Raw genomic sequence first — 19,140 nt, 5'->3', positions numbered from 1 at the left:
TGTGATGACCCAGGGGTGGTGAATCGGGGCAGGAGTCCAGTTCAGCGCGGCTTTCGCCCCGGTTGGGCAGGGGTTCGGACCTCTGCCGTTCACCTGCCGGTCGCCGTCCGACGGGACCGGGCAGGTCGGCCGCCCGCCTTCCGGTTGCGTCCGGCGGGTGGGCCGGACGCCTCTCCGGGTGGCCGTGCTACTCCTCCTCCGGAGCCCGCGGCGGGCTGACCGTGGTGCGTGGCGCCCGTCGCTGGGAGGAGGTACGCACGATCAGTTCGGTCGGTATCACCTGCTCGACCGGCTGGTCCGACTCGACCCCCTCGATCGCGTCGATGAGCAGCTGCACCACCGCCGTGCCGATCCGGCGCGGTTTGAGCGAGAGCGTGGTGATGGGCGGCTCGGTGTTGGCGTACACGGTCGACTCGCTGCAGCACACGAGTAGCAGGTCGTCGGGGACCCGCAGTCCGTAGCGGCGGGCGGCGGCGAGCAGATCGGTGCCATTGGGGTCGAACAGGCCGTAGACGGCGTCCGGGCGGTCCGGGCGGGCCAGCAGCCGGTCGGCCGCGACGGCGCCCGCGCACGGGTCGTGCGCCGGGTAGGCCTCGTAGACCGGGTCCTGGCCGACGCGTTCGCACCAGCGCAGGTAGGCGGTGGTCGACAGATGGGTGTACGTGTCCGTCGTGGTGCCCGTGAGCAGGCCGATCCGGCGGGCGCCGGCGGCGGCCAGATGGTCGAGGATGCCGAGGACGGCGGCCTCGTGGTCGTTGTCCACCCAGGCCGTGACCGGCAGCGCGCCGGCCGGGCGGCCGTCGGAGACCACCGGCAGGCCCTGCCGGACCAGCTCGCTGACCACCGGGTCCTGGTCGGAGGGGTCGATGACGACCGTGCCGTCCAGGGCGACGTTCGACCACACGTCGTGGCGCGAGGTCGCGGGCAGGATCACCAGGGCGTAGCCGCGGGCGAGTGCCGCCGAGGTCGCGGCCCGCGCCATCTCGGCGAAGTACGCGAACTCGGTGAAGGTGAAAGGTTCATCCCCGTACGTCGTCACGGTCAGGCCGATCAGGCCGGACTTGCCGGTACGGAGGGTTCGGGCGGCGGCCGAGGGGCGGTATCCGAGCCGGTCGGCGACCTCACGGACATGGCGCCGGGTGGCATCCGGGAGCCGGCCCTTACCGTTCAGGGCGTCGGACACGGTCGTGATGGAGACTCCGGCGGCGGCGGCCACGTCTCTGATGCCCGCCCGGCCCGGCCGGCTGCCTCGCCGAGAGGTTTCCGCGCGGCTCACCTGGTGCTTCCCTGCTGCTGTCATGGCGAGCCGATAGTAGGGCTCATGCGGTGGGGTAGTGCGGACGCATATGCACGCGTTGACAGGCACGTTTCTGCAAGGTCAAACATGGTCAACTACCTTAGAAAGAAAGTCAGTTGAACGATCCAATAGGGAGACGTGACTTGTCGGCACCCATGGGCCTGCCAAGTGCCCGATGTTTCGAAGAGGTCTCAACTCACCTTCACGGGTGATGCGCGCCACGGCGCGAGCCACCGGCGCATAGATATATGTAGGGCGCGCCCCCAATAAATGCGCCTTCGTACGGTGATGCCCGTGATGCCGGTGGGGCGGATGAGGTTCGCCGGTCCCGGCTGTCCGCTTGCTCCGCCGCTGTACGCACGGGCGCCGAATCCTCATAAGGTGAGGAGTATTGGATGTCGGCGGCGCGGACGGTCCGCCGGTGGTCGCGAGGAGGACTGCGGTGAGCGAGACGAGCCCCAAGCTGCGCGCCGAGCTGGAGGGTATCCCCACCTACAAGCCGGGCAAGCCGGCCGCGGCCGGCGGTCCGGTCGCGTACAAGCTCTCCTCCAACGAGAACCCGTATCCCCCGCTGCCCGGCGTGATGGAGTCCGTCACCGCGGCCGCCTCCGCCTTCAACCGCTACCCGGACATGGCCTGCACCGGGCTGATGGACGAGCTGTCGGACCGCTTCGGCGTCCCGCTCGGCCACCTGGCGACCGGTACCGGCTCGGTCGGTGTGGCCCAGCAGCTGATCCAGGCCACCAGCGGTCCCGGCGACGAGGTGATGTACGCCTGGCGGTCCTTCGAGGCGTACCCGATCATCACGCAGATCAGCGGCGCCCGCTCGGTCCAGGTGCCGCTCACGCCGGGCGAGGTGCACGACCTGGATGCGATGGCGGACGCGATCACCGACCGCACCCGCCTGATCTTCGTCTGCAACCCCAACAACCCGACCGGTACGGTCGTGCGGCGGGCCGAGCTGGAGCGGTTCCTGGACCGGGTGCCGAGTGATGTGCTGGTGGTCCTCGACGAGGCCTACCGGGAGTTCATCCGCGACCCCGAGGTGCCGGACGGCATCGAGATCTACCGTGAGCGGCCGAACGTCTGCGTCCTGCGGACCTTCTCCAAGGCCTACGGCCTCGCCGGGCTGCGGGTCGGCTTCGCGGTCGCCCACGAGCCGGTGGCGGCGGCGCTGCGCAAGACGGCGGTGCCGTTCGGGGTGAGCCAGATCGCCCAGGAAGCGGCGATCGCCTCGCTGCGGGCCGAGGACGAGTTGCTCGGCCGGGTGGGCTCGCTGGTGTGCGAGCGGCAGCGTGTGGTCGAGGCGCTGCGCGCCCAGGGCTGGACGGTGCCCGAGACCCAGGCCAACTTCGTGTGGCTGCGGCTGGGGGAGCGTACGGCGGCCTTCGCGGGGGCCTGCGAGGAGCACGGTGTGGTCGTCCGGCCGTTCCCGGGCGAGGGCGTGCGGGTCACGGTCGGCGAGACCGAGGCGAACGACATCTTCGTGAAGGTGACGGAGGCGTTCCGCAAGGAGCTCTAGCCCCGACAGGTCCCTGTGTACGGGGTCGCACGGCCGGTGTTCCACGGCCGGGCGGCCCCGTACGTCTGTGTCGGGAGAGTGCCGAACGGCTCAAGTCGGACCCCCCTTCCACCCCCGATAATCAGTGCGTCATAATGGCTTGTGAATGTGAATGCATTCACAAGCGCATCCCATTTGCTCCGTGATGTACGTGACAAAAGGGGCAAAGTGCCGCTGTAGTACGGCGACGTAAGGAGACTGACGACGTGTACCTGGCTCTGGCGCCGGAGACACTGGCGCGCTGGCAGTTCGGCATCACCACCGTCTACCACTTCCTGTTCGTCCCGCTGACGATCTCGCTGGCCGCCCTCACGGCCGGTCTGCAGACCGCCTGGGTGCGCACGGAGAAGGAGAAGTACCTCAGGGCGACCAAGTTCTGGGGCAAGCTCTTCCTGATCAACATCGCGATGGGGGTGGTCACCGGCATCGTGCAGGAGTTCCAGTTCGGCATGAACTGGTCGGACTACTCGCGGTTCGTCGGCGACATCTTCGGCGCTCCGCTCGCCTTCGAGGCGCTGATCGCGTTCTTCTTCGAGTCCACCTTCATCGGGCTGTGGATCTTCGGCTGGGACAAGCTGCCCAAGAGGATCCATCTGGCCTGCATCTGGATGGTCTCCATCGGCACGATCCTGTCCGCGTACTTCATCCTCGCGGCCAACTCGTGGATGCAGCACCCCGTCGGCTACAAGATCGACAAGGTGAAGGGGCGCGCCGAGCTCACCGACTTCTGGGCGGTCCTCACCCAGAACACCGCGCTGGCCCAGGCCTTCCACACGCTCTCCGCGTCCTTCCTGACCGGCGGCGCGTTCATGGTCGGCATCGCCGCCTTCCACCTCTTCCGCAAGAAGCACATCACCGTGATGAAGACCTCGCTGCGGCTCGGTCTGGTCACCGTGGTCATCGGCGGCCTGCTCACCTCGATCAGCGGCGACACCCTCGGCAAGGTCATGTTCAAGCAGCAGCCGATGAAGATGGCCGCGGCCGAGGCCCTGTGGGACGGCCAGAACTCGGCGCCGTTCTCGGTCTTCGCCTACGGCGACGTGAGCAAGGGCCACAACACCGTCGAGCTGTCGGTCCCCGGCATACTGTCGTTCCTCGCCGACGACGACTTCGGCTCGTACGTCCCCGGCATCAACGACACCAACAAGGCCGAACAGCAGAAGTACGGCGCCGGCGACTACCGGCCCATCATCCCGGTCACCTTCTGGGCGTTCCGGTGGATGATCGGCTTCGGCATGGCGTCCTTCGCCATCGGCATCGTCGGACTCTGGCTGACCCGAAAGAAGTTCATGCTGCCCCAGCACCTGCGGGTCGGTGAGGACGAGGTGCCGAACCTGGTCCTCTTCAGGAACAAGGCCCTCAGCCCCAAGCTCGGCAGGCTGTACTGGCTGGTGGCGATCTGGACGCTCGGCTTCCCGCTGATCGCCAACTCCTGGGGCTGGATCTTCACCGAGATGGGGCGCCAGCCGTGGGTCGTCTACGGCGTCCTGCAGACCCGGGACGCGGTCTCTCCCGGGGTCTCCCAGACCGAGATCCTCATCTCGATGATCACCTTCACCGCGCTGTACGCCGTCCTCGCCGTCGTCGAGGTCAAGCTGCTCGTGAAGTACGTGAAGGCCGGCCCGCCGGAGCTCACCGAGGACGACCTCAACCCGCCCACGAAGATCGGCGGCGAGGCCCGTGACGCCGACAAGCCGATGGCCTTCTCGTACTAGGCCGAGGGAGACGCAGTCATGGAACTTCACGACGTCTGGTTCGTGCTGATCGCCGTCCTGTGGACCGGCTACTTCTTCCTGGAGGGCTTCGACTTCGGGGTCGGCATCCTCACCAAGCTGCTGGCCCGCGACCGGCTGGAGAAGCGGGTGCTGATCAACACGATCGGCCCCGTCTGGGACGGCAACGAGGTGTGGCTGCTCACGGCGGGCGGCGCCACCTTCGCCGCCTTCCCCGAGTGGTACGCCACCCTCTTCTCCGGCTTCTATCTGCCCCTGCTCGTCATCCTGGTCTGCCTGATCGTCCGCGGTGTCGCCTTCGAGTACCGGGCGAAGCGGCCCGAGGAGAACTGGCAGCGCAACTGGGAGACGGCGATCTTCTGGACCTCGCTGATCCCGGCGTTCCTGTGGGGTGTGGCCTTCGGGAACATCGTGCACGGCGTGAAGATCGACAGGAACTTCGAGTACGTCGGCACCGTCTGGAACCTGCTCAACCCGTACGCCCTGCTCGGCGGACTGGTGACGCTGACCCTGTTCACCTTCCACGGCACGGTGTTCACCGCACTCAAGACGGTCGGCGACATCCGGGTACGGGCGCGGAAGCTGGCGACCAAGGTCGGTCTGCTCACCGCCGTACTGGCGCTGGCCTTCCTGCTGTGGACCCAGGCCGACAGTGGTGACGGCAAGAGCCTGGTCGCCCTGGTGGTGGCCGTCGTGGCGCTGGTCGCCGCGCTCGGAGCGAACCTGCGAGGCCGCGAGGGCTGGGCGTTCGCCCTGTCCGGGGTGACCATCGTGGCCGCCGTGGCGATGCTCTTCCTGTCACTCTTCCCGAACGTCATGCCGTCCTCGCTCAACGCGGACTGGAGCCTCACGGTCACCAACGCCTCGTCGAGCCCGTACACCCTGAAGATCATGACCTGGCTCGCGGCGATCGCCACGCCGCTGGTCCTGCTCTACCAGGGGTGGACGTACTGGGTGTTCCGCAAGCGGATCGGCACGCAGCACATCGCCGAAGCCGCGCACTGAGTCCGGCGGGAGGGTGATTCACGATGATGCGCACTGTTTCACGTGAAACACCCTCCCTGGGCCGAAGGGCATGTTTCACGTGAAACCAATCGATCCCCGTCTGCTGCGGTACGCCCGCGCCACCCGCCTCTTCCTGGTGGCCGTCGTCGGTCTCGGTGCCGTCGGCGCCGGGCTGGTCATCGCCCAGGCCATGCTCATCGCCGAGGTGGTGGTCGGTGCCTTCCAGCGCGGCCACTCGGTCTCCGAACTCCGCACCCCCCTGCTGCTGTTGGCGGCCGTCGCCGCCGGCCGGGCGCTGGTCTCCTGGCTGACGGAGCTCGCCGCGCACCGGGCCAGCGCGGTGGTCAAGTCCGAGTTGCGAGGGCGGCTCCTCGACCGGGCGGTGGCGCTCGGTCCCGGCTGGCTGAGCGGACAGCGGACCGGGTCGCTGGTCACCCTCGCCACGCGCGGTGTCGACGCCCTCGATGACTACTTCTCGCGCTATCTGCCGCAGTTGGGGCTCGCGGTGGTCGTGCCGGTCGCGGTGCTGGCGCGCATCGTCACGGAGGACTGGGTGTCCGCGGCGATCATCGTGGGAACCCTGCCGCTCATCCCGCTCTTCATGGTGCTGATCGGCTGGGCCACCCAGTCCCGGACGGACCGTCAGTGGCGCTTGCTGTCCCGGCTGTCCGGCCACTTCCTGGACGTGGTCGCCGGGTTGCCCACGCTGAAGGTGTTCGGCCGGGCCAAGGCGCAGGCCGAGTCCATCCGCCGGATCACCGGCGAGTACCGGCAGGCGACGATGCGGACCCTGCGGATCGCCTTCCTCTCCTCCTTCGCGCTGGAACTGCTGGCCACGCTGTCGGTGGCGCTGGTCGCCGTGACCATCGGCATGCGGCTCGTCCACGGCGACATGGACCTGTACATCGGGCTGGTCATCCTGGTGCTGGCGCCCGAGGCGTATCTGCCACTGCGCCAGGTGGGCGCCCAGTTCCACGCGGCCGCGGAGGGGCTTGCGGCGGCCGAGGAGATCTTCGCGGTGCTGGAGACACCGGTGCCGGTGTCCGGCGCGGACGAGGTGCCCTCGGGGGCGGCTCTGGCTTTCGACGGGGTGACGGTCCGCTATCCGGGCCGGTCGGCTGACGCGGTCACCGACGTCTCGTTCACCGTCGAACCCGGTGAGACCGTCGCCCTGGTCGGCCCCAGCGGGGTGGGCAAGTCGACGCTGCTGAACGTGTTGCTGGGGTTCGTACGGCCCGCGGAGGGGCGGGTACGGATCGGGGGAGCCGACCTCGGCGAGGTGGACCTGGAGACCTGGCGGTCGCGGATCGCGTGGGTGCCTCAGCGGCCGCACCTGTACGCCGGGACGATCGCCGAGAACGTACGGCTCGCGCGTCCCGACGCGGACGACGACGCGGTACGGCGGGCGCTGAAGGACGCGGGGGCGCTGGAGTTCGTGGACGCGCTGCCCGAGAGGGCGGAGACGGTTCTCGGCGAGGACGGGGCCGGACTCTCCGCCGGGCAGCGGCAGCGGCTGGCGCTGGCGCGGGCGTTCCTCGCGGACCGGCCGGTGCTGTTGCTGGACGAGCCGACGGCCGCGTTGGACGGGGCGACCGAGGCGGAGGTCGTGGCGGCGGTACGGCGGCTCGCCGAGGGGCGGACCGTGGTGCTGGTCGTGCACCGGCCGGCGTTGCTGTCGGTGGCGGACCGGGTGGTGCGGGTCTCCGGGGGCGAGGTCACCAGGGGGCTCCGCCCCCTGGACCCCCCGGACCTTCGCCCACCGACCACCCGGCTCGGTTCGTTGGAAAGTGAGGTTGCCGAGCCGCTCGGGCAGTTGGAAAGCGGCCCGGTGGAAGGCTGCCTGGGGGAAGGCGGCTTGGTGGAAGGCGGACGCCTGGAGTCGGCGGGGGGACGTTCGAGGAGCGTGCTCGCCCGGGTCCGTGCCGCCTCCGGTGCCCGGCGGGGGCGGCTGCTGCTCGCTCTGCTGCTCGGGGCTCTCGCGCTTGGCAGTGCCGTGGGGCTGATGGCGACCTCCGGATGGCTGATCTCGCGGGCCTCGCAACAGCCGCCGGTGTTGTATCTGATGGTCGCCGTGACGGCCACACGGGCGTTCGGGATCGGGCGGGCCGTGTTCCGGTACAGCGAGCGGCTGGTGTCGCACGACGCCGTGCTGCGGATGCTCGCGGACACGCGGGTGGCGGTGTACCGGCGCCTCGAACGGCTGGCGCCCGCCGGGCTGCGGGCCACCCGGCGGGGCGATCTGCTCAGCCGGCTGGTCGCCGACGTGGACACCCTGCAGGACTACTGGCTGCGGTGGCTGCTGCCCGCCGGGGTCGCGGTGGCCGTGTCCGCCGGGGCCGTGGGGTTCACGGCCTGGCTGCTGCCCGAGGCCGGGGCCGCCCTCGCGGTGGGACTGCTGGCGGCCGGTGTCGGTGTTCCGCTGGTCACCTCCGCCGTGGCCCGTCGCGCCGAGCAGCGGCTGGCGCCCGCCCGCGGGCTCCTCGCGACCCGGGTGACCGACCTGCTCACCGGTACCGCCGAGCTGACGGTCGCCGGAGCCCTGCCCGCCCGCAGGGCCGAGGCCCGGCAGGCCGACGGCACGCTCACCCGGATCGCCTCGCGGGCCGCCACGGCCACCGCGCTCGGCGACGGGCTGACCGCACTGCTGACGGGCCTGACCGTCGCCGCGACCGCGCTGCTGGGCGCCCAGGGTGTCGCCGACGGCCGGCTCGGCGGAGTGGCGATGGCGGTCGTCGTCCTCACCCCGCTGGCCGCCTTCGAGGCCGTGCTGGGGCTGCCGCTCGCCGTGCGGCACCGGCAGCGGGTGCGCAGGAGCGCCGAGCGCATCTACGAGGTGCTGGACGCGCCGGAGCCGGTACGGGAGCCGGAGCGGCCGCGCCAGGCGCCCCCCACGCCGTTCCCCCTCGTACTGAAGGGCCTGTCCGCCCGCTACGAGGGCCAACGGCGGGACGCGCTCGCCGCGGTCGACCTCACGCTCCCCGAGGGGCGCAGGGTTGCTGTGGTCGGTCCCTCCGGCTCCGGCAAGACGACCCTCGCCCAGGTCCTGCTGCGGTTCCTCGACCCGGACGCGGGCTCCTACACCCTCGCCGGCGTGGACGCCCACGGCATGGACGGCGACGACGTACGGCGGCTCGTCGGGCTCTGCGCCCAGGACGCGCACCTCTTCGACAGCTCCGTGCGCGAGAACCTGCTGCTCGCCCGGAAGGACGCGACCGAGGAGGACCTGCGGGACGCACTGGGCCGGGCCCGGCTGCTCGACTGGGTGGACGGGCTGCCCGACGGCCTGGACACCCTCGTGGGCGAGCACGGGGCCCGGCTGTCCGGCGGGCAGCGGCAGCGGCTGGCGCTCGCCCGGGCGCTGCTCGCGGACTTCCCGGTGCTCGTCCTGGACGAGCCCGCCGAGCATCTGGACCTGCCCACGGCGGACGCGCTCACCGCGGATCTGCTGGCCGCCACCGAGGGCCGCACGACCCTGCTCATCACCCACCGGCTGGCGGGCCTGGAGGCCGTGGACGAGGTGCTCGTGCTCGACGAGGGCCGCGTGGTGCAGCGCGGCCCGTACGCGGAGCTGGCCGCCGAGGCGGGGCCGCTGCGCACAATGGCGGAACGGGAGTCGGCGGCGGAGTCACTGGTGGGGGCGGCGACCCCTTAGCCCCCTTGGACGACCAGGACCCGTCGGCTGTGCCGGTGGCGTCAGTCGCGGGCGACCAGCAGCTGCTCGATCACGACCGCCACCCCGTCCTCGTTGTTGGCGACCGTGCGGCCGGAGGCGGCGGCGATGACGGCGGGGTGGGCGTTGCCCATCGCGTACGAACGGCCGGCCCAGGTCAGCATCTCGACATCGTTGGGCATGTCGCCGAAGGCCACGACCTCCTCGGGCGAGATGCCGCGCTCGGCGCACTCCAGGGCGAGCGTGCTGGCCTTGGAGACACCCGGGCCGCTGATTTCCAGCAGGGCGCTCGGGCTGGAGCGGGTGACGGTGGCGCGGTCGCCGATGGCGAGCCGGGCGAGGGTGAGGAAGGCGTCGGGGTCCATATCGGGGTGGTAGGCGAGGATCTTGAGCACGGGCTCACCGCCGCTCGGACCGCCGGCCGCGAGGATCTCCTCGGCGGGCAGCAGATGGTCTGGTATCTCCATGTGCATCTTGGGATAGGCCGGCTCCTGGTGGAAGCCGTACGTCTGCTCGATCGCGTACACCGTGCCGGGCGCGGCGTCGCGCAGCAGCCGTACGGCGTCCAGCGCGTTCTCCGTGGCCAGCTCGCGCACCTTCACGAAGCGGTGGGCGCCGCGGCCGCCGTGCAGGTCGACCACGGCGGCGCCGTTGCCGCAGATCGCCAGGCCGTGGCCGTGGACGTGGTCGCTGACCACGTCCATCCAGCGGGCCGGGCGGCCGGTGACGAAGAAGACCGCGACACCTGCCTCCTCGGCGGCGGCCAGCGCGGCCACCGTCCGCGGGGAGACCGACTTGTCGTCGCGCAGCAGGGTGCCGTCGAGATCGGTGGCGATCAGCCGGGGCGGGGTCGCGAAGGCAGGGGTCTCGGGCTGTCGGGTCGCTGAGGTCACCGGGCCATTCTCGCGCATATGCCCGCACGCCAGTGCGGCACTGTGCACAGATGAGACACAGACGACTCCGAAGTGTCCTGAAGGGCGCCTCAGCCCAGCTGGGCCGGGGCCTCCATGGCGATCTGCTCGAAGACCTTCTGCTCGGCCGCGAAGTCCGAGTCGGGGATGGGCCAGTGGATCACCAGCTCGGTGAAGCCCAGCTCCTGGTGGCGGCCGGCGAAGTCCACGAAGGCGTCCAGGGACTCCAGCGGCCGAGCCCGGTCCGGGGTGAACCCGGTGAGCAGGACCTTCTCCAGCTCCGAGGCGTCCCGGCCGGTCGCCGCGCAGGCCTCGCCGAGCCTGCCCAGCTGGCCGCGGAGCGCCTCGACCGACTGCTCGGGCGTGCCGTTCTCGTAGAGCTTCGGGTCGCCGGTGGTCACCCACGCCTGGCCGTGCCGTGCGGCCAGCTTCAGCCCGCGCGGGCCGGTGGCCGCGATGGCGAAGGGCAGCCGGGGCCGCTGCACACAGCCGGGGATGTCGCGCGCCTCGTGGGCCGAGTAGAACGCGCCCTCGTAGGTCACGGAGTCCTCGGTGAGCAGCCGGTCGAGCAGCGGCACGAACTCGGCGAACCGGTCGGCGCGCTCGCGCGCGGTCCACGGCTCCTGTCCCAGCGCGGTGGCGTCGAAGCCGGTGCCGCCGGCGCCGATGCCCAGCGTCACCCGGCCACCGGAGATGTCGTCGAGGGAGATCAGCTCCTTGGCGAGCGTCACCGGATGCCGGAAGTTCGGCGAGGTGACGAGCGTGCCCAGGCGCAGCCGGTCGGTGACGGTCGCGGCGGCGGTCAGCGTCGGGATCGCACCGAACCACGGGCCGTCCCGGAAGGTGCGCCAGGACAGGTGGTCGTAGGTGTAAGCGGTGTGGAAGCCGAGCTCCTCGGCCCGCGTCCAGGCGGCACGGCCGCCCTCGCTCCAGCGGCGGTACGGCAGGATCACGGTGCTCAGACGCAGACTCATGCGTCCGAGACTAAGGGGACCCGTCGACAGCGGACGAAACGGTCACCGTATGCGGCCGCTCAGCCACGGCGTGAGCAGGTTCGCGGAGAGGTGCTCCTTGTACGTGCGGTCCCCGGGCAGCGGCACGACCAGCGAGGCCGTGGGCGGGAAGCGGCGGGCGCGGACGTGGGCCAGGCCACCGAAGACCGACCGGAGGAACGCGGGCACGTCGTCGCGCGGGATGTCGTGGAACTCGACGCCCTCGACCGTGATCAGCGCGTCGTCCTCCGGGTAGAGCCGCACCCGCACCCGGGGCACCCCGCCGAACTCGGCGTACGCCTCGTGCGGCAGCGAGCCGTCCGGGTCGGCGGTGACGCCGAAGCCCGCCGCGCTGCGGCGCGAGGTCTGGTCGGCGCGGATGTCGTGCGTCACCTCGATCTCGCGGCCGTACTCGACGGCGATCGCGTGGAGAGCGGTGACGGCGGCCTCGGTCGTGGGGAGGTGCTCGGCGTACTCCGAATGGTCCATACCAGTCATGATGCCGGGGTCAGTGCCCGTCGGGGAAGCGCAGGTATTCCGGCGGTACGGCCTTGGTCAGCCAGACCCCGTTCGCGCTGACGTGGAAGACATGGCCGTCCCGCTGCATCGCGCCCGCGTCGACCGACAGCACGACCGGACGGCCGCGCCGGGCGCCGACCCGGGTCGCGGTCTCGCGGTCCGCCGACAGATGTACGTCGTGCCGGTTCATGGGCCTGAGGCCGGCGGCCCGGATCGCGTCCAGGTTCCGTGCGACGGTCCCGTGGTAGAGGTACGGCGGCGGGGTCGCCGGGGGCAGTCCGAGTTCGACCTCGATGCTGTGGCCCTGGCTGGCGCGGATCCGGGTGCCGTCGATCGCGAACCGCTGCTTGTCGTTGCCGGCGACGACGTGGTCGAGTTCCTCGCGGGTGACCGGGAAGCCGTGTGCGGCCACCGCAGCGAGCAGCGTGTCGATCTCCACCCAGCCGGCTTCGTCGAGCGCGAGGCCGATGCGCTCGGGCTGGTGGCGCAGGTGCTTCGAGAGGTACTTCGACACCTTCACGGTGCGCCGCTCGTCCCACGTCTTGTCGTTCTGTCCGATGTTCGGCTTGTCATTCTGTCTGTCGTTCCGTCTGGGGCTCTTCTTGTCGTTCACCTCACCAGCGTGCCGGGAGAGACGGGGATCACGCAGTTATTTTTCGCCGGAGGTTTGATCCACAACCAAGTGCGGTTATCCACAGGGGAATTGGCAGCACTGTGGACAACCGCTGGGCGATTCACGGTGTTTCGTCAAGATCGTTAACAGGGTGGTGATGTGTGGCCAGCTCGTCCAAGTGCCGGGCCCGGACCTCGCGTTCGGCGGCCAGTGCGATGAACTCGGCGGTGCGGTCGGTCCCAACAAGACGTCGTACGGCCTGAATCGTCTCGGCGGGTAGAGACACGGTACGCGACTCCTCCCGGCTGATGGGCTGCTCCCCCGCACCCAGCTGCCGGCGCACCTCACGAGTCGCGAACAGACGCATGGCACGGGCGAGTTCGGCGTCCACCGTCTGCTGCGCGAGAGGGCGCAGACGTCGTACCAGCGAGGCCGCCTCGGCCGCTTTCGCGTCGGTGCGGTGGTCCGGGTCGTCGAGGTAGCGGGCGAAGACGTGCTCGGTGGTGAACTCCAGGAAACGGGCGGCTATGTGCTCCACCTGGACCCTCAACTCCCGCAGGTGCTCGGAGATCGCGAGGAGAGGCACCCCGGCCGCGTGCAACTCGGCGGCCACCGCGAGCTCTTGGGGGCTCGGTACGAGGAACGCGTCGGGGTCGCCGTCCGCCGGCTCCAGGATGCCGAGCTCCACGGCCTCCGCCACAGCCAGGTCGTCGGGGGTGCCCCCGAAGCGGGCGTCCAGCTCGGCGCGGGACAGCCGGACCGGTTCCTCGTCCGTCCAGGGCCCCTCCGCCTCGGTCACCAGACCGAGGACGCCCGCCAGGCCACGCCCGGTGTCCCAGGCGTCGAGCAACTCCTTGATGGAGGCCAGGGTGTAGCCGCGGGCGAGGAGGTCGGCGATCTGGTGCAGGCGGGTGAGATGCGCGTCGGAGTAGAGATTGGCCCGCCCTCGGCGCTCCGGGCGGGGGAGCAGCCCCTTGTCCTGGTAGGCGCGGATGGTCCGGACGCTGGACCGGCTGCGATGGGCCAGGTCCTCGATGCGGTAGGCGGGGGTGGCCGGGGGGCCGGTCATGTGAGGTTCCTTGGCTGGTGCGGCTGGGTGGGGGCTGAGGGCTGGAGACGCTTACCGTCGGAGAAGCTGCTGGGCAGCGCCCCGTCAGGGGCGCTGGGGGAGGAACTGCGCGACCAGCCCCCACCCACCCGCAGCCGAACACCGGCCGCCGCCGACGCCACCGTCACAACTTCGGCTCCACCCGCGCGATCCGCCGCAACACCCCCGGCGCCACCCGCGACAGCACCCGGGCCCCCCGCGCCTCCGGCGTCACCGGCACCACTGCCCTGTTCTTCTCCACCGCCTCCAGGATCGCCGAAGCCACCTTCTCCGGCGGGTAGTTCCGCATCCCGTACAACCGCGCGGAGCGCTGCTGCCTCCGCCGTTCCTCCGCCTCGTCGACCCCGGCGAAACGCGCCGTCGACGTGATGTTGGTGTTGACGATGCCGGGACAGATCGCTGTTACGCCGATGCGCCGGGGGGCCAGTTCGGCGCGCAGGCACTCGGAGAGCATGAGCACCGCCGCCTTGGAGGTGCTGTAGGCGGGCAGGGCGCGGGAGGGCTGGTAGGCCGCCGCCGACGCGACGTTGACGATGTGGCCGCCTTGGCCGCGCTCCGCCATCCGGGCCCCGAAGAGCCGGCAGCCGTGGACCACGCCCATGAGGTTGACGTCCAGGACCTTGCGCCAGTCGTCCGTGGTCGTCGCGAAGAAGGACCCCGACAGGCCGATGCCCGCGTTGTTGACCAGTACGTCCAGGACGCCGTACTCGCGGTGGACCTTCTCCGCGAGCTTCTCCATCGCCTGCTCGTCGGAGACGTCGGCCGTCTCCGCCCAGGCGTCCGCCGCGCCGACCAGCCGGGACAGCTCGGCCGTGCGGGCGGCGGCCTCCGCGTCCCGGTCCACGGCCACCACCCGCGCGCCCGCCTCGGCGAACGCGAACGCCGTCGCCCGGCCGATGCCGCTGCCCGCGCCGGTGACCAGGACCAACTGCCCGCCGAACCGCTGGGCATGGCGGTCGGCACGCTTGGGCTCCGCGCCCCGCCCGTCCTCCACCGACGTCACGAACTCCTCGATCCAGGCCGCCACCTGGTCCGGCCGGGTGCGCGGGATCCAGTGCTTGTCGGGCAGGGTGCGCCGGGTCAGCTGCGGCGCCCAGCGCTCCAGGTCGTCGTAGAGCCGCTCGGAGAGGAACGCGTCGCCGAGGGGCGTGATGAGCTGCACGGGCGCGTGCGCGTACGCGTCCTCGCGCGGGCGGCGCAGGCGGGACCGGACGTTGTCGCGGTACAGCCAGGCGCCGTGTGCCGCGTCCGAGGGCAGGGTGGCGGTGGGGTAGTCGCCGGAGGCGGGGAGCCGCTCGACCCGCTGGAGGATCTTCGGCCACTGCTTGCCGAGCGGGCCGCGCCAGGCCAGTTCGGGCAGGGCGGGGGTGTGCAGCAGGTACACGTACCAGGATTTGGCGCCCTGGCCGAGGAGCTGGCCCACCCGGCGGGGTGTCGGGCGCTTCACGCGCGCGTTGATCCAATGCCCGAAGTGGTCCAGGGACGGCCCGGACATCGAGGTGAAGGAGGCGATCCGGCCCTCCGTGCGGCCCACCGTGGCGAACTCCCAGGACTGCACCGAGCCCCAGTCGTGGCCGACGAGGTGGACCGGGCGGTCCGGGCTGACCGCGTCCACGACGGCCAGGAAGTCGTCGGTCAGCTTGGCCAGGGTGAAGCCGCCGCGCAGCGGCTGCGGGGCCGTGGAGCGGCCGTGGCCCCGGACGTCGTACAGGACGACGTGGAAGCGGCCGGCCAGGCGGGTCGCGACCTCGGACCAGACCTCCTTGCTGTCCGGGTAGCCGTGGACGAGGACGACCGTCGGGGCCGACGGGTCGCCCAGTTCCGCCACGCACAGGTCGACGCCGCCCGTGTGTACCCGGCGCTCGCGCGCGCCTTCCAGTGCCGTCACTTGTCCTCCGCCCAGCGCCGCACGTGCGGCAGATCGTCGTCCAGCCAGAAGGCGCTCTGTTCGGGGTCCCGGGAGTCGGTGACGACCAGGATCTCCTCGAACTTGGCGCCCGTACCCCGGAATCCGAGGTGCGGTTCGACCGCCCACAGGCCCGGCCGGGGCGGGTGGTCGGAGAAGCGGTACGGCGACCACAGGGGCGACCAGCCCTCGCGGTGGCCGTGCAGCGCGTCGGCGGCGAGGCCCTTGAGGGACTGGGTGCCGAACCCGAAGAGATGCGGTGACCAGCGCCGCTGTCTCACCCGGTCCACCTTGTGGGCGATCACGCCGAACGGGTACGCGCGGTGCCGGTTGGCGTAGCCCTGGCGGACCATCAGCCGGTCCACGTCCTCGTAGATCTCGCGCAGCGACCGCCGCTCGCGCACCTCGCGCAGGAGCAGCTCCCGGTGCGCCTCCAGGTCGGCCGTCAGCCGGTCCTGCACGGGGTTGGCCCCGAGGGAGCCCGAGTAGCCGATGTCGGCCGTGTAGCCCTCGTACACCGGGGCCATGTCCAGGATGAAGGGCATCCCGGGCTCGAGCCGACGGTCGGTGGGGAAGAACTGCAGCGGTATACGGAAGTTCACGAACGCCGTGCGGTCGCCGAACCAGGCGAAGGGGAGGTGGAACCAGTCCCGCACGCCCCGCTCGCGCAGCCACTCGCGCTGCATCCGGGCCGCCTCGCGCTCGGTGATCCCCGGCTCCAGCCGGGCCGCGACCGCCTCGGCGCACTCGTACGCGAGCCGCTGCACCCGCCGGAAACCTTCGAGTTCCGTGGAACGTTCTTCCTTCACTGCCGTCGTCATCCGCCCCGTCCCCGTCGACTGCGGTACGTGCCCGTAACTTGACACTGGTGAATGTGACAGTTGTTAGAGGCGGCGTCAATAGGAGGGGACAGGGCCTGTGGACAACTCTGCGTAGCTCTCAAGCAGGGGATCCCCTAGGGCCCCGTAATACTCGAGAGTGATGCGAAGACGGCTCTCGGGTCTGACGACCGGCCGTGGTCCAGGTCACTACCTTCGACGATGTGACTGTGATCGCGACCGAAAGCCTGAGCAAGCGGTTCCCCCGGGTGACCGCGCTCGACCGGCTGTCCGTGGACATCGGACCCGGTGTGACCGGACTCGTCGGAGCCAACGGCGCCGGCAAGTCCACCCTGATCAAGATCCTGCTGGGTCTGTCCCCCGCGACCGAGGGCCGTGCCGAGGTGCTCGGCCTCGACGTCGCGACCAAGGGCGCCGCCATCCGCGAGCGCGTGGGCTACATGCCGGAGCACGACTGCCTGCCGCCCGACGTCTCGGCCACCGAGTTCGTCGTGCACATGGCCCGGATGTCCGGCCTGCCGCCCGCCGCCGCGCGCGAGCGCACCGCCGACACCCTGCGCCATGTCGGGCTCTACGAGGAGCGGTACCGCCCCATCGGCGGCTACTCGACCGGCATGAAGCAGCGCGTGAAGCTCGCCCAGGCCCTGGTGCACGACCCGCAGCTGGTCTTCCTCGACGAGCCGACCAACGGCCTCGACCCGGTCGGCCGCGACGAGATGCTCGGCCTGATCCGCCGGATCCACACGGACTTCGGCATCTCGGTCCTGGTCACCTCGCACCTGCTCGGCGAACTGGAACGCACTTGCGACCACGTGGTCGTCGTCGACGGCGGCAAGCTGCTGCGCTCCAGCTCCACCACGGACTTCACGCAGAGCACCACCACCCTCGCGATCGAGGTCACCGACAGCGACACGCACCCCGACGGCACCCGCGCGCTACGCGACGCGCTGCACGCGCGCGGGGTGGAGACGGACAACGAGGGCGGCGGCCTCCCCGGCGCCGGCCACATCCTGCTGCTCACCGCCCAGGGCGAGGAGACGTACGACCTGATCCGTGACGTGGTCGCCGACCTCGGCCTCGGCCTGGTGCGCATGGAACAGCGCCGCCACCACATCTCCGAGGTGTTCACCAGCAGCGACGACGAGCAGCGGAAGGAGGCGGCCGTCCATGGCGGTTGAGCAGCCCCTGGCCACCCCCGCGGGTGACCAGTCCCGGATCCACGACATCGGCTACCGCGGCTACGACGGCCCGCGCCTGGGCCGCGCCTACGCCCGCCTGTCCCTCTACTCGCAGACCCTGCGCGGCTCCTACGGCCTCGGCCGCTCGGTGAAGTCCAAGGTGCTGCCCATGCTGCTGTTCGCGGTGATGTGCGTGCCCGCGGCCATCATGGTCGCCGTCGCCGTCGCCACCAAGGCGCACGACCTGCCGGTGTCCTACACGCGGTACGCGATCATCATGCAGGCCGTCATCAGCCTGTACGTCGCCTCGCAGGCACCCCAGGCCGTCTCCCGCGACCTGCGCTTCAAGACCATCCCGCTGTACTTCTCGCGGCCCATCGAGACCGCCGACTACGTCCAGGCCAAGTTCGCCGCCCTGGCCTCCGCGATGTTCATCCTCACCGGCGCCCCGCTGGTCGTGCTCTACGTGGGCGCCCTGCTCTCCAAGATGGACTTCACCCACCAGACCAAGGGGTTCGGCCAGGGACTGCTCTCGGTGGCCCTGCTGTCCCTCCTCTTCGCCGGCATCGGCCTGGTCATCGCCTCGATCACCCCGCGCCGCGGCTTCGGCATCGCCGCCGTGATCGCCGTACTGACCATCTCCTACGGCGCGGTCTCCACCCTCCAGGCCATCGCCGACTCCCAGGGCAGCACCGGCGCCATCCCGTGGATCGGCCTGTTCTCGCCGGTCACCCTGATCGGCGGCCTGAGCTCCGCCCTCCTCGGCGGCACCAACACCTTCCCCGGCGGCGACGGACCCTCCCACGCCCAGGGCGCGGTGTACCTGCTCGTCGTCCTCGGCCTCATCGCCGCGAGCTACGGCCTTCTGCTGCGCCGCTACAAGAAGGTGGGACTGTGACCACGCTCTCCATCGACCACGTCTCCCGCTGGTTCGGCAACGTGGTCGCCGTCAACGACATCACCATGACCATCGGCCCCGGAGTCACCGGCCTCCTCGGCCCCAACGGTGCCGGGAAGTCCACCCTCATCAACATGATGGGCGGCTTCCTCGCCCCCTCCACCGGCACGGTCACCCTCGACGGGCAGCCGACCTGGCGCAACGAGGCCATCTACAAGCACATCGGCATCGTCCCCGAACGCGAGGCGATGTACGACTTCCTCACCGGCCGCGAATTCGTCGTCGCCAACGCCGAACTGCACGGCCTCGGCGCCAAGGCGGCCCAGAAGGCGCTCGCCACGGTCGAGATGGAGTACGCACAGGACCGCAAGATCCAGACGTACTCCAAGGGCATGCGCCAGCGCGTGAAGATGGCGTCCGCCCTGGTCCACGACCCCTCGCTGCTCCTCCTCGACGAGCCCTTCAACGGCATGGACCCCCGCCAGCGCATGCAGCTGATGGACCTGCTGCGCAGGATGGGCGACGAGGGCCGCACGGTCCTGTTCTCCTCCCACATCCTCGAAGAGGTCGAGCAACTCGCCTGGCACATCGAGGTCGTGGTCGCCGGACGGCACGCGGCCAGCGGCGACTTCCGCAAGATCCGCCGCCTGATGACCGACCGCCCGCACCGCTACCTGGTCCGCTCCAGCGACGACCGCGCCCTCGCGGCCGCCCTCATCGCCGACCCCTCCACCTCGGGCATCGAAGTGGACGTCACCGAGGGCGCGTTGCGCATCCAGGCCGTCGACTTCGGCCGCTTCACCGCCCTGCTGCCCAAGGTCGCCCGTGACCAGGGCATCCGGCTGCTCACGGTCTCGCCGTCCGACGAGTCCCTCGAATCCGTGTTCTCGTACCTGGTCGCGGCGTAGGA

15 protein-coding genes are annotated in these 19,140 nt (G+C 70.8%); 7 read left to right on the top strand and 8 right to left on the bottom strand.

The window, feature by feature from the left end; translation table 11 throughout:
• Positions 1-187 precede the first annotated feature (187 nt).
• Entirely contained in the window at positions 188-1,300 is a 1,113-nt protein-coding gene (locus ACFZDK_RS10590; RefSeq protein WP_359212112.1) for a LacI family DNA-binding transcriptional regulator, read from the bottom strand.
• Between the two features lie 439 nt (positions 1,301-1,739).
• On the opposite strand from ACFZDK_RS10590, the gene hisC reads away from it, so the two are divergent.
• The 4 genes from hisC to cydD all read left to right on the top strand — a co-directional run bounded on the left by hisC (position 1,740) and on the right by cydD (position 9,248).
• A complete protein-coding gene (gene hisC, locus ACFZDK_RS10585) occupies positions 1,740-2,819 on the top strand; it encodes a histidinol-phosphate transaminase (protein WP_390971651.1) in 1,080 nt (359 codons plus the stop codon).
• Between the two features lie 245 nt (positions 2,820-3,064).
• Positions 3,065-4,573 carry a cytochrome ubiquinol oxidase subunit I gene (locus tag ACFZDK_RS10580; protein WP_390971650.1) on the top strand — a complete coding sequence of 503 codons (1,509 nt, stop codon included), beginning with the start codon at positions 3,065-3,067 and terminating at the stop codon, positions 4,571-4,573.
• Between the two features lie 18 nt (positions 4,574-4,591).
• Entirely contained in the window at positions 4,592-5,596 is a 1,005-nt protein-coding gene (cydB, locus tag ACFZDK_RS10575) for a cytochrome d ubiquinol oxidase subunit II (RefSeq protein ID WP_355724465.1), read from the top strand.
• Between the two features lie 79 nt (positions 5,597-5,675).
• Entirely contained in the window at positions 5,676-9,248 is a 3,573-nt protein-coding gene (gene cydD, locus ACFZDK_RS10570) for a thiol reductant ABC exporter subunit CydD (RefSeq protein ID WP_390971649.1), read from the top strand.
• A gap of 41 nt (positions 9,249-9,289) precedes the next feature.
• Here the strand turns inward: cydD and ACFZDK_RS10565 are convergent, their stop codons facing one another.
• From ACFZDK_RS10565 to ACFZDK_RS10535, 7 genes are all read right to left on the bottom strand, one after another.
• Positions 9,290-10,177 (bottom strand): HAD-IIB family hydrolase, encoded by an 888-nt coding sequence (locus ACFZDK_RS10565; RefSeq protein WP_390971648.1) that lies wholly within the window; start codon positions 10,175-10,177, stop codon positions 9,290-9,292.
• 71 nt (positions 10,178-10,248) lie between these two features.
• On the bottom strand, positions 10,249-11,151 hold the full coding sequence (locus tag ACFZDK_RS10560; protein ID WP_390971647.1) for an LLM class flavin-dependent oxidoreductase: 903 nt from the start codon (positions 11,149-11,151) through the stop codon (positions 10,249-10,251).
• 42 nt (positions 11,152-11,193) lie between these two features.
• Positions 11,194-11,658 (bottom strand): hypothetical protein, encoded by a 465-nt coding sequence (locus tag ACFZDK_RS10555; protein ID WP_390971646.1) that lies wholly within the window; start codon positions 11,656-11,658, stop codon positions 11,194-11,196.
• A 19-nt stretch (positions 11,659-11,677) separates the two neighbouring features.
• On the bottom strand, positions 11,678-12,247 hold the full coding sequence (locus tag ACFZDK_RS10550; RefSeq protein WP_390972487.1) for an RNA 2'-phosphotransferase: 570 nt from the start codon (positions 12,245-12,247) through the stop codon (positions 11,678-11,680).
• Between the two features lie 175 nt (positions 12,248-12,422).
• Entirely contained in the window at positions 12,423-13,370 is a 948-nt protein-coding gene (locus ACFZDK_RS10545; RefSeq protein WP_390971645.1) for a MerR family transcriptional regulator, read from the bottom strand.
• 163 nt (positions 13,371-13,533) lie between these two features.
• The gene (locus ACFZDK_RS10540) at positions 13,534-15,297 is read right to left on the bottom strand and encodes an SDR family oxidoreductase (RefSeq protein WP_390971644.1); all 1,764 of its coding nucleotides are present in this window, start codon (positions 15,295-15,297) and stop codon (positions 13,534-13,536) included.
• Positions 15,294-16,136 (bottom strand): M24 family metallopeptidase, encoded by an 843-nt coding sequence (locus tag ACFZDK_RS10535; RefSeq protein ID WP_390971643.1) that lies wholly within the window; start codon positions 16,134-16,136, stop codon positions 15,294-15,296. The genes ACFZDK_RS10540 and ACFZDK_RS10535 overlap by 4 nt, the downstream gene beginning before the upstream one ends.
• 227 nt (positions 16,137-16,363) lie before the next feature.
• Here ACFZDK_RS10535 and ACFZDK_RS10530 point away from each other — a divergent pair, with 227 nt between their 5' ends.
• From ACFZDK_RS10530 to ACFZDK_RS10520, 3 genes are read left to right on the top strand one after another with little or no spacing between them, the layout of a single operon-like run.
• Positions 16,364-17,332, top strand: a complete 969-nt coding sequence (locus tag ACFZDK_RS10530) for an ATP-binding cassette domain-containing protein (protein ID WP_390971642.1) — start codon at positions 16,364-16,366, stop codon at positions 17,330-17,332.
• Entirely contained in the window at positions 17,322-18,230 is a 909-nt protein-coding gene (locus ACFZDK_RS10525) for an ABC transporter permease subunit (protein WP_390971641.1), read from the top strand. Before ACFZDK_RS10530 ends, ACFZDK_RS10525 begins: the two co-directional genes overlap by 11 nt.
• Positions 18,227-19,138 (top strand): ATP-binding cassette domain-containing protein, encoded by a 912-nt coding sequence (locus ACFZDK_RS10520; protein ID WP_390971640.1) that lies wholly within the window; start codon positions 18,227-18,229, stop codon positions 19,136-19,138. Before ACFZDK_RS10525 ends, ACFZDK_RS10520 begins: the two co-directional genes overlap by 4 nt.
• The last annotated feature ends 2 nt before the right edge of the window (positions 19,139-19,140 follow it).

The sequence above is a fragment of the Streptomyces sp. NPDC007901 genome (genome assembly GCF_042959465.1).
Lineage (GTDB): Bacteria > Actinomycetota > Actinomycetes > Streptomycetales > Streptomycetaceae > Streptomyces.
Note: the sequence above shows the minus strand (reverse complement) of the source record. Positions and strands in the feature narration are given on the sequence as shown.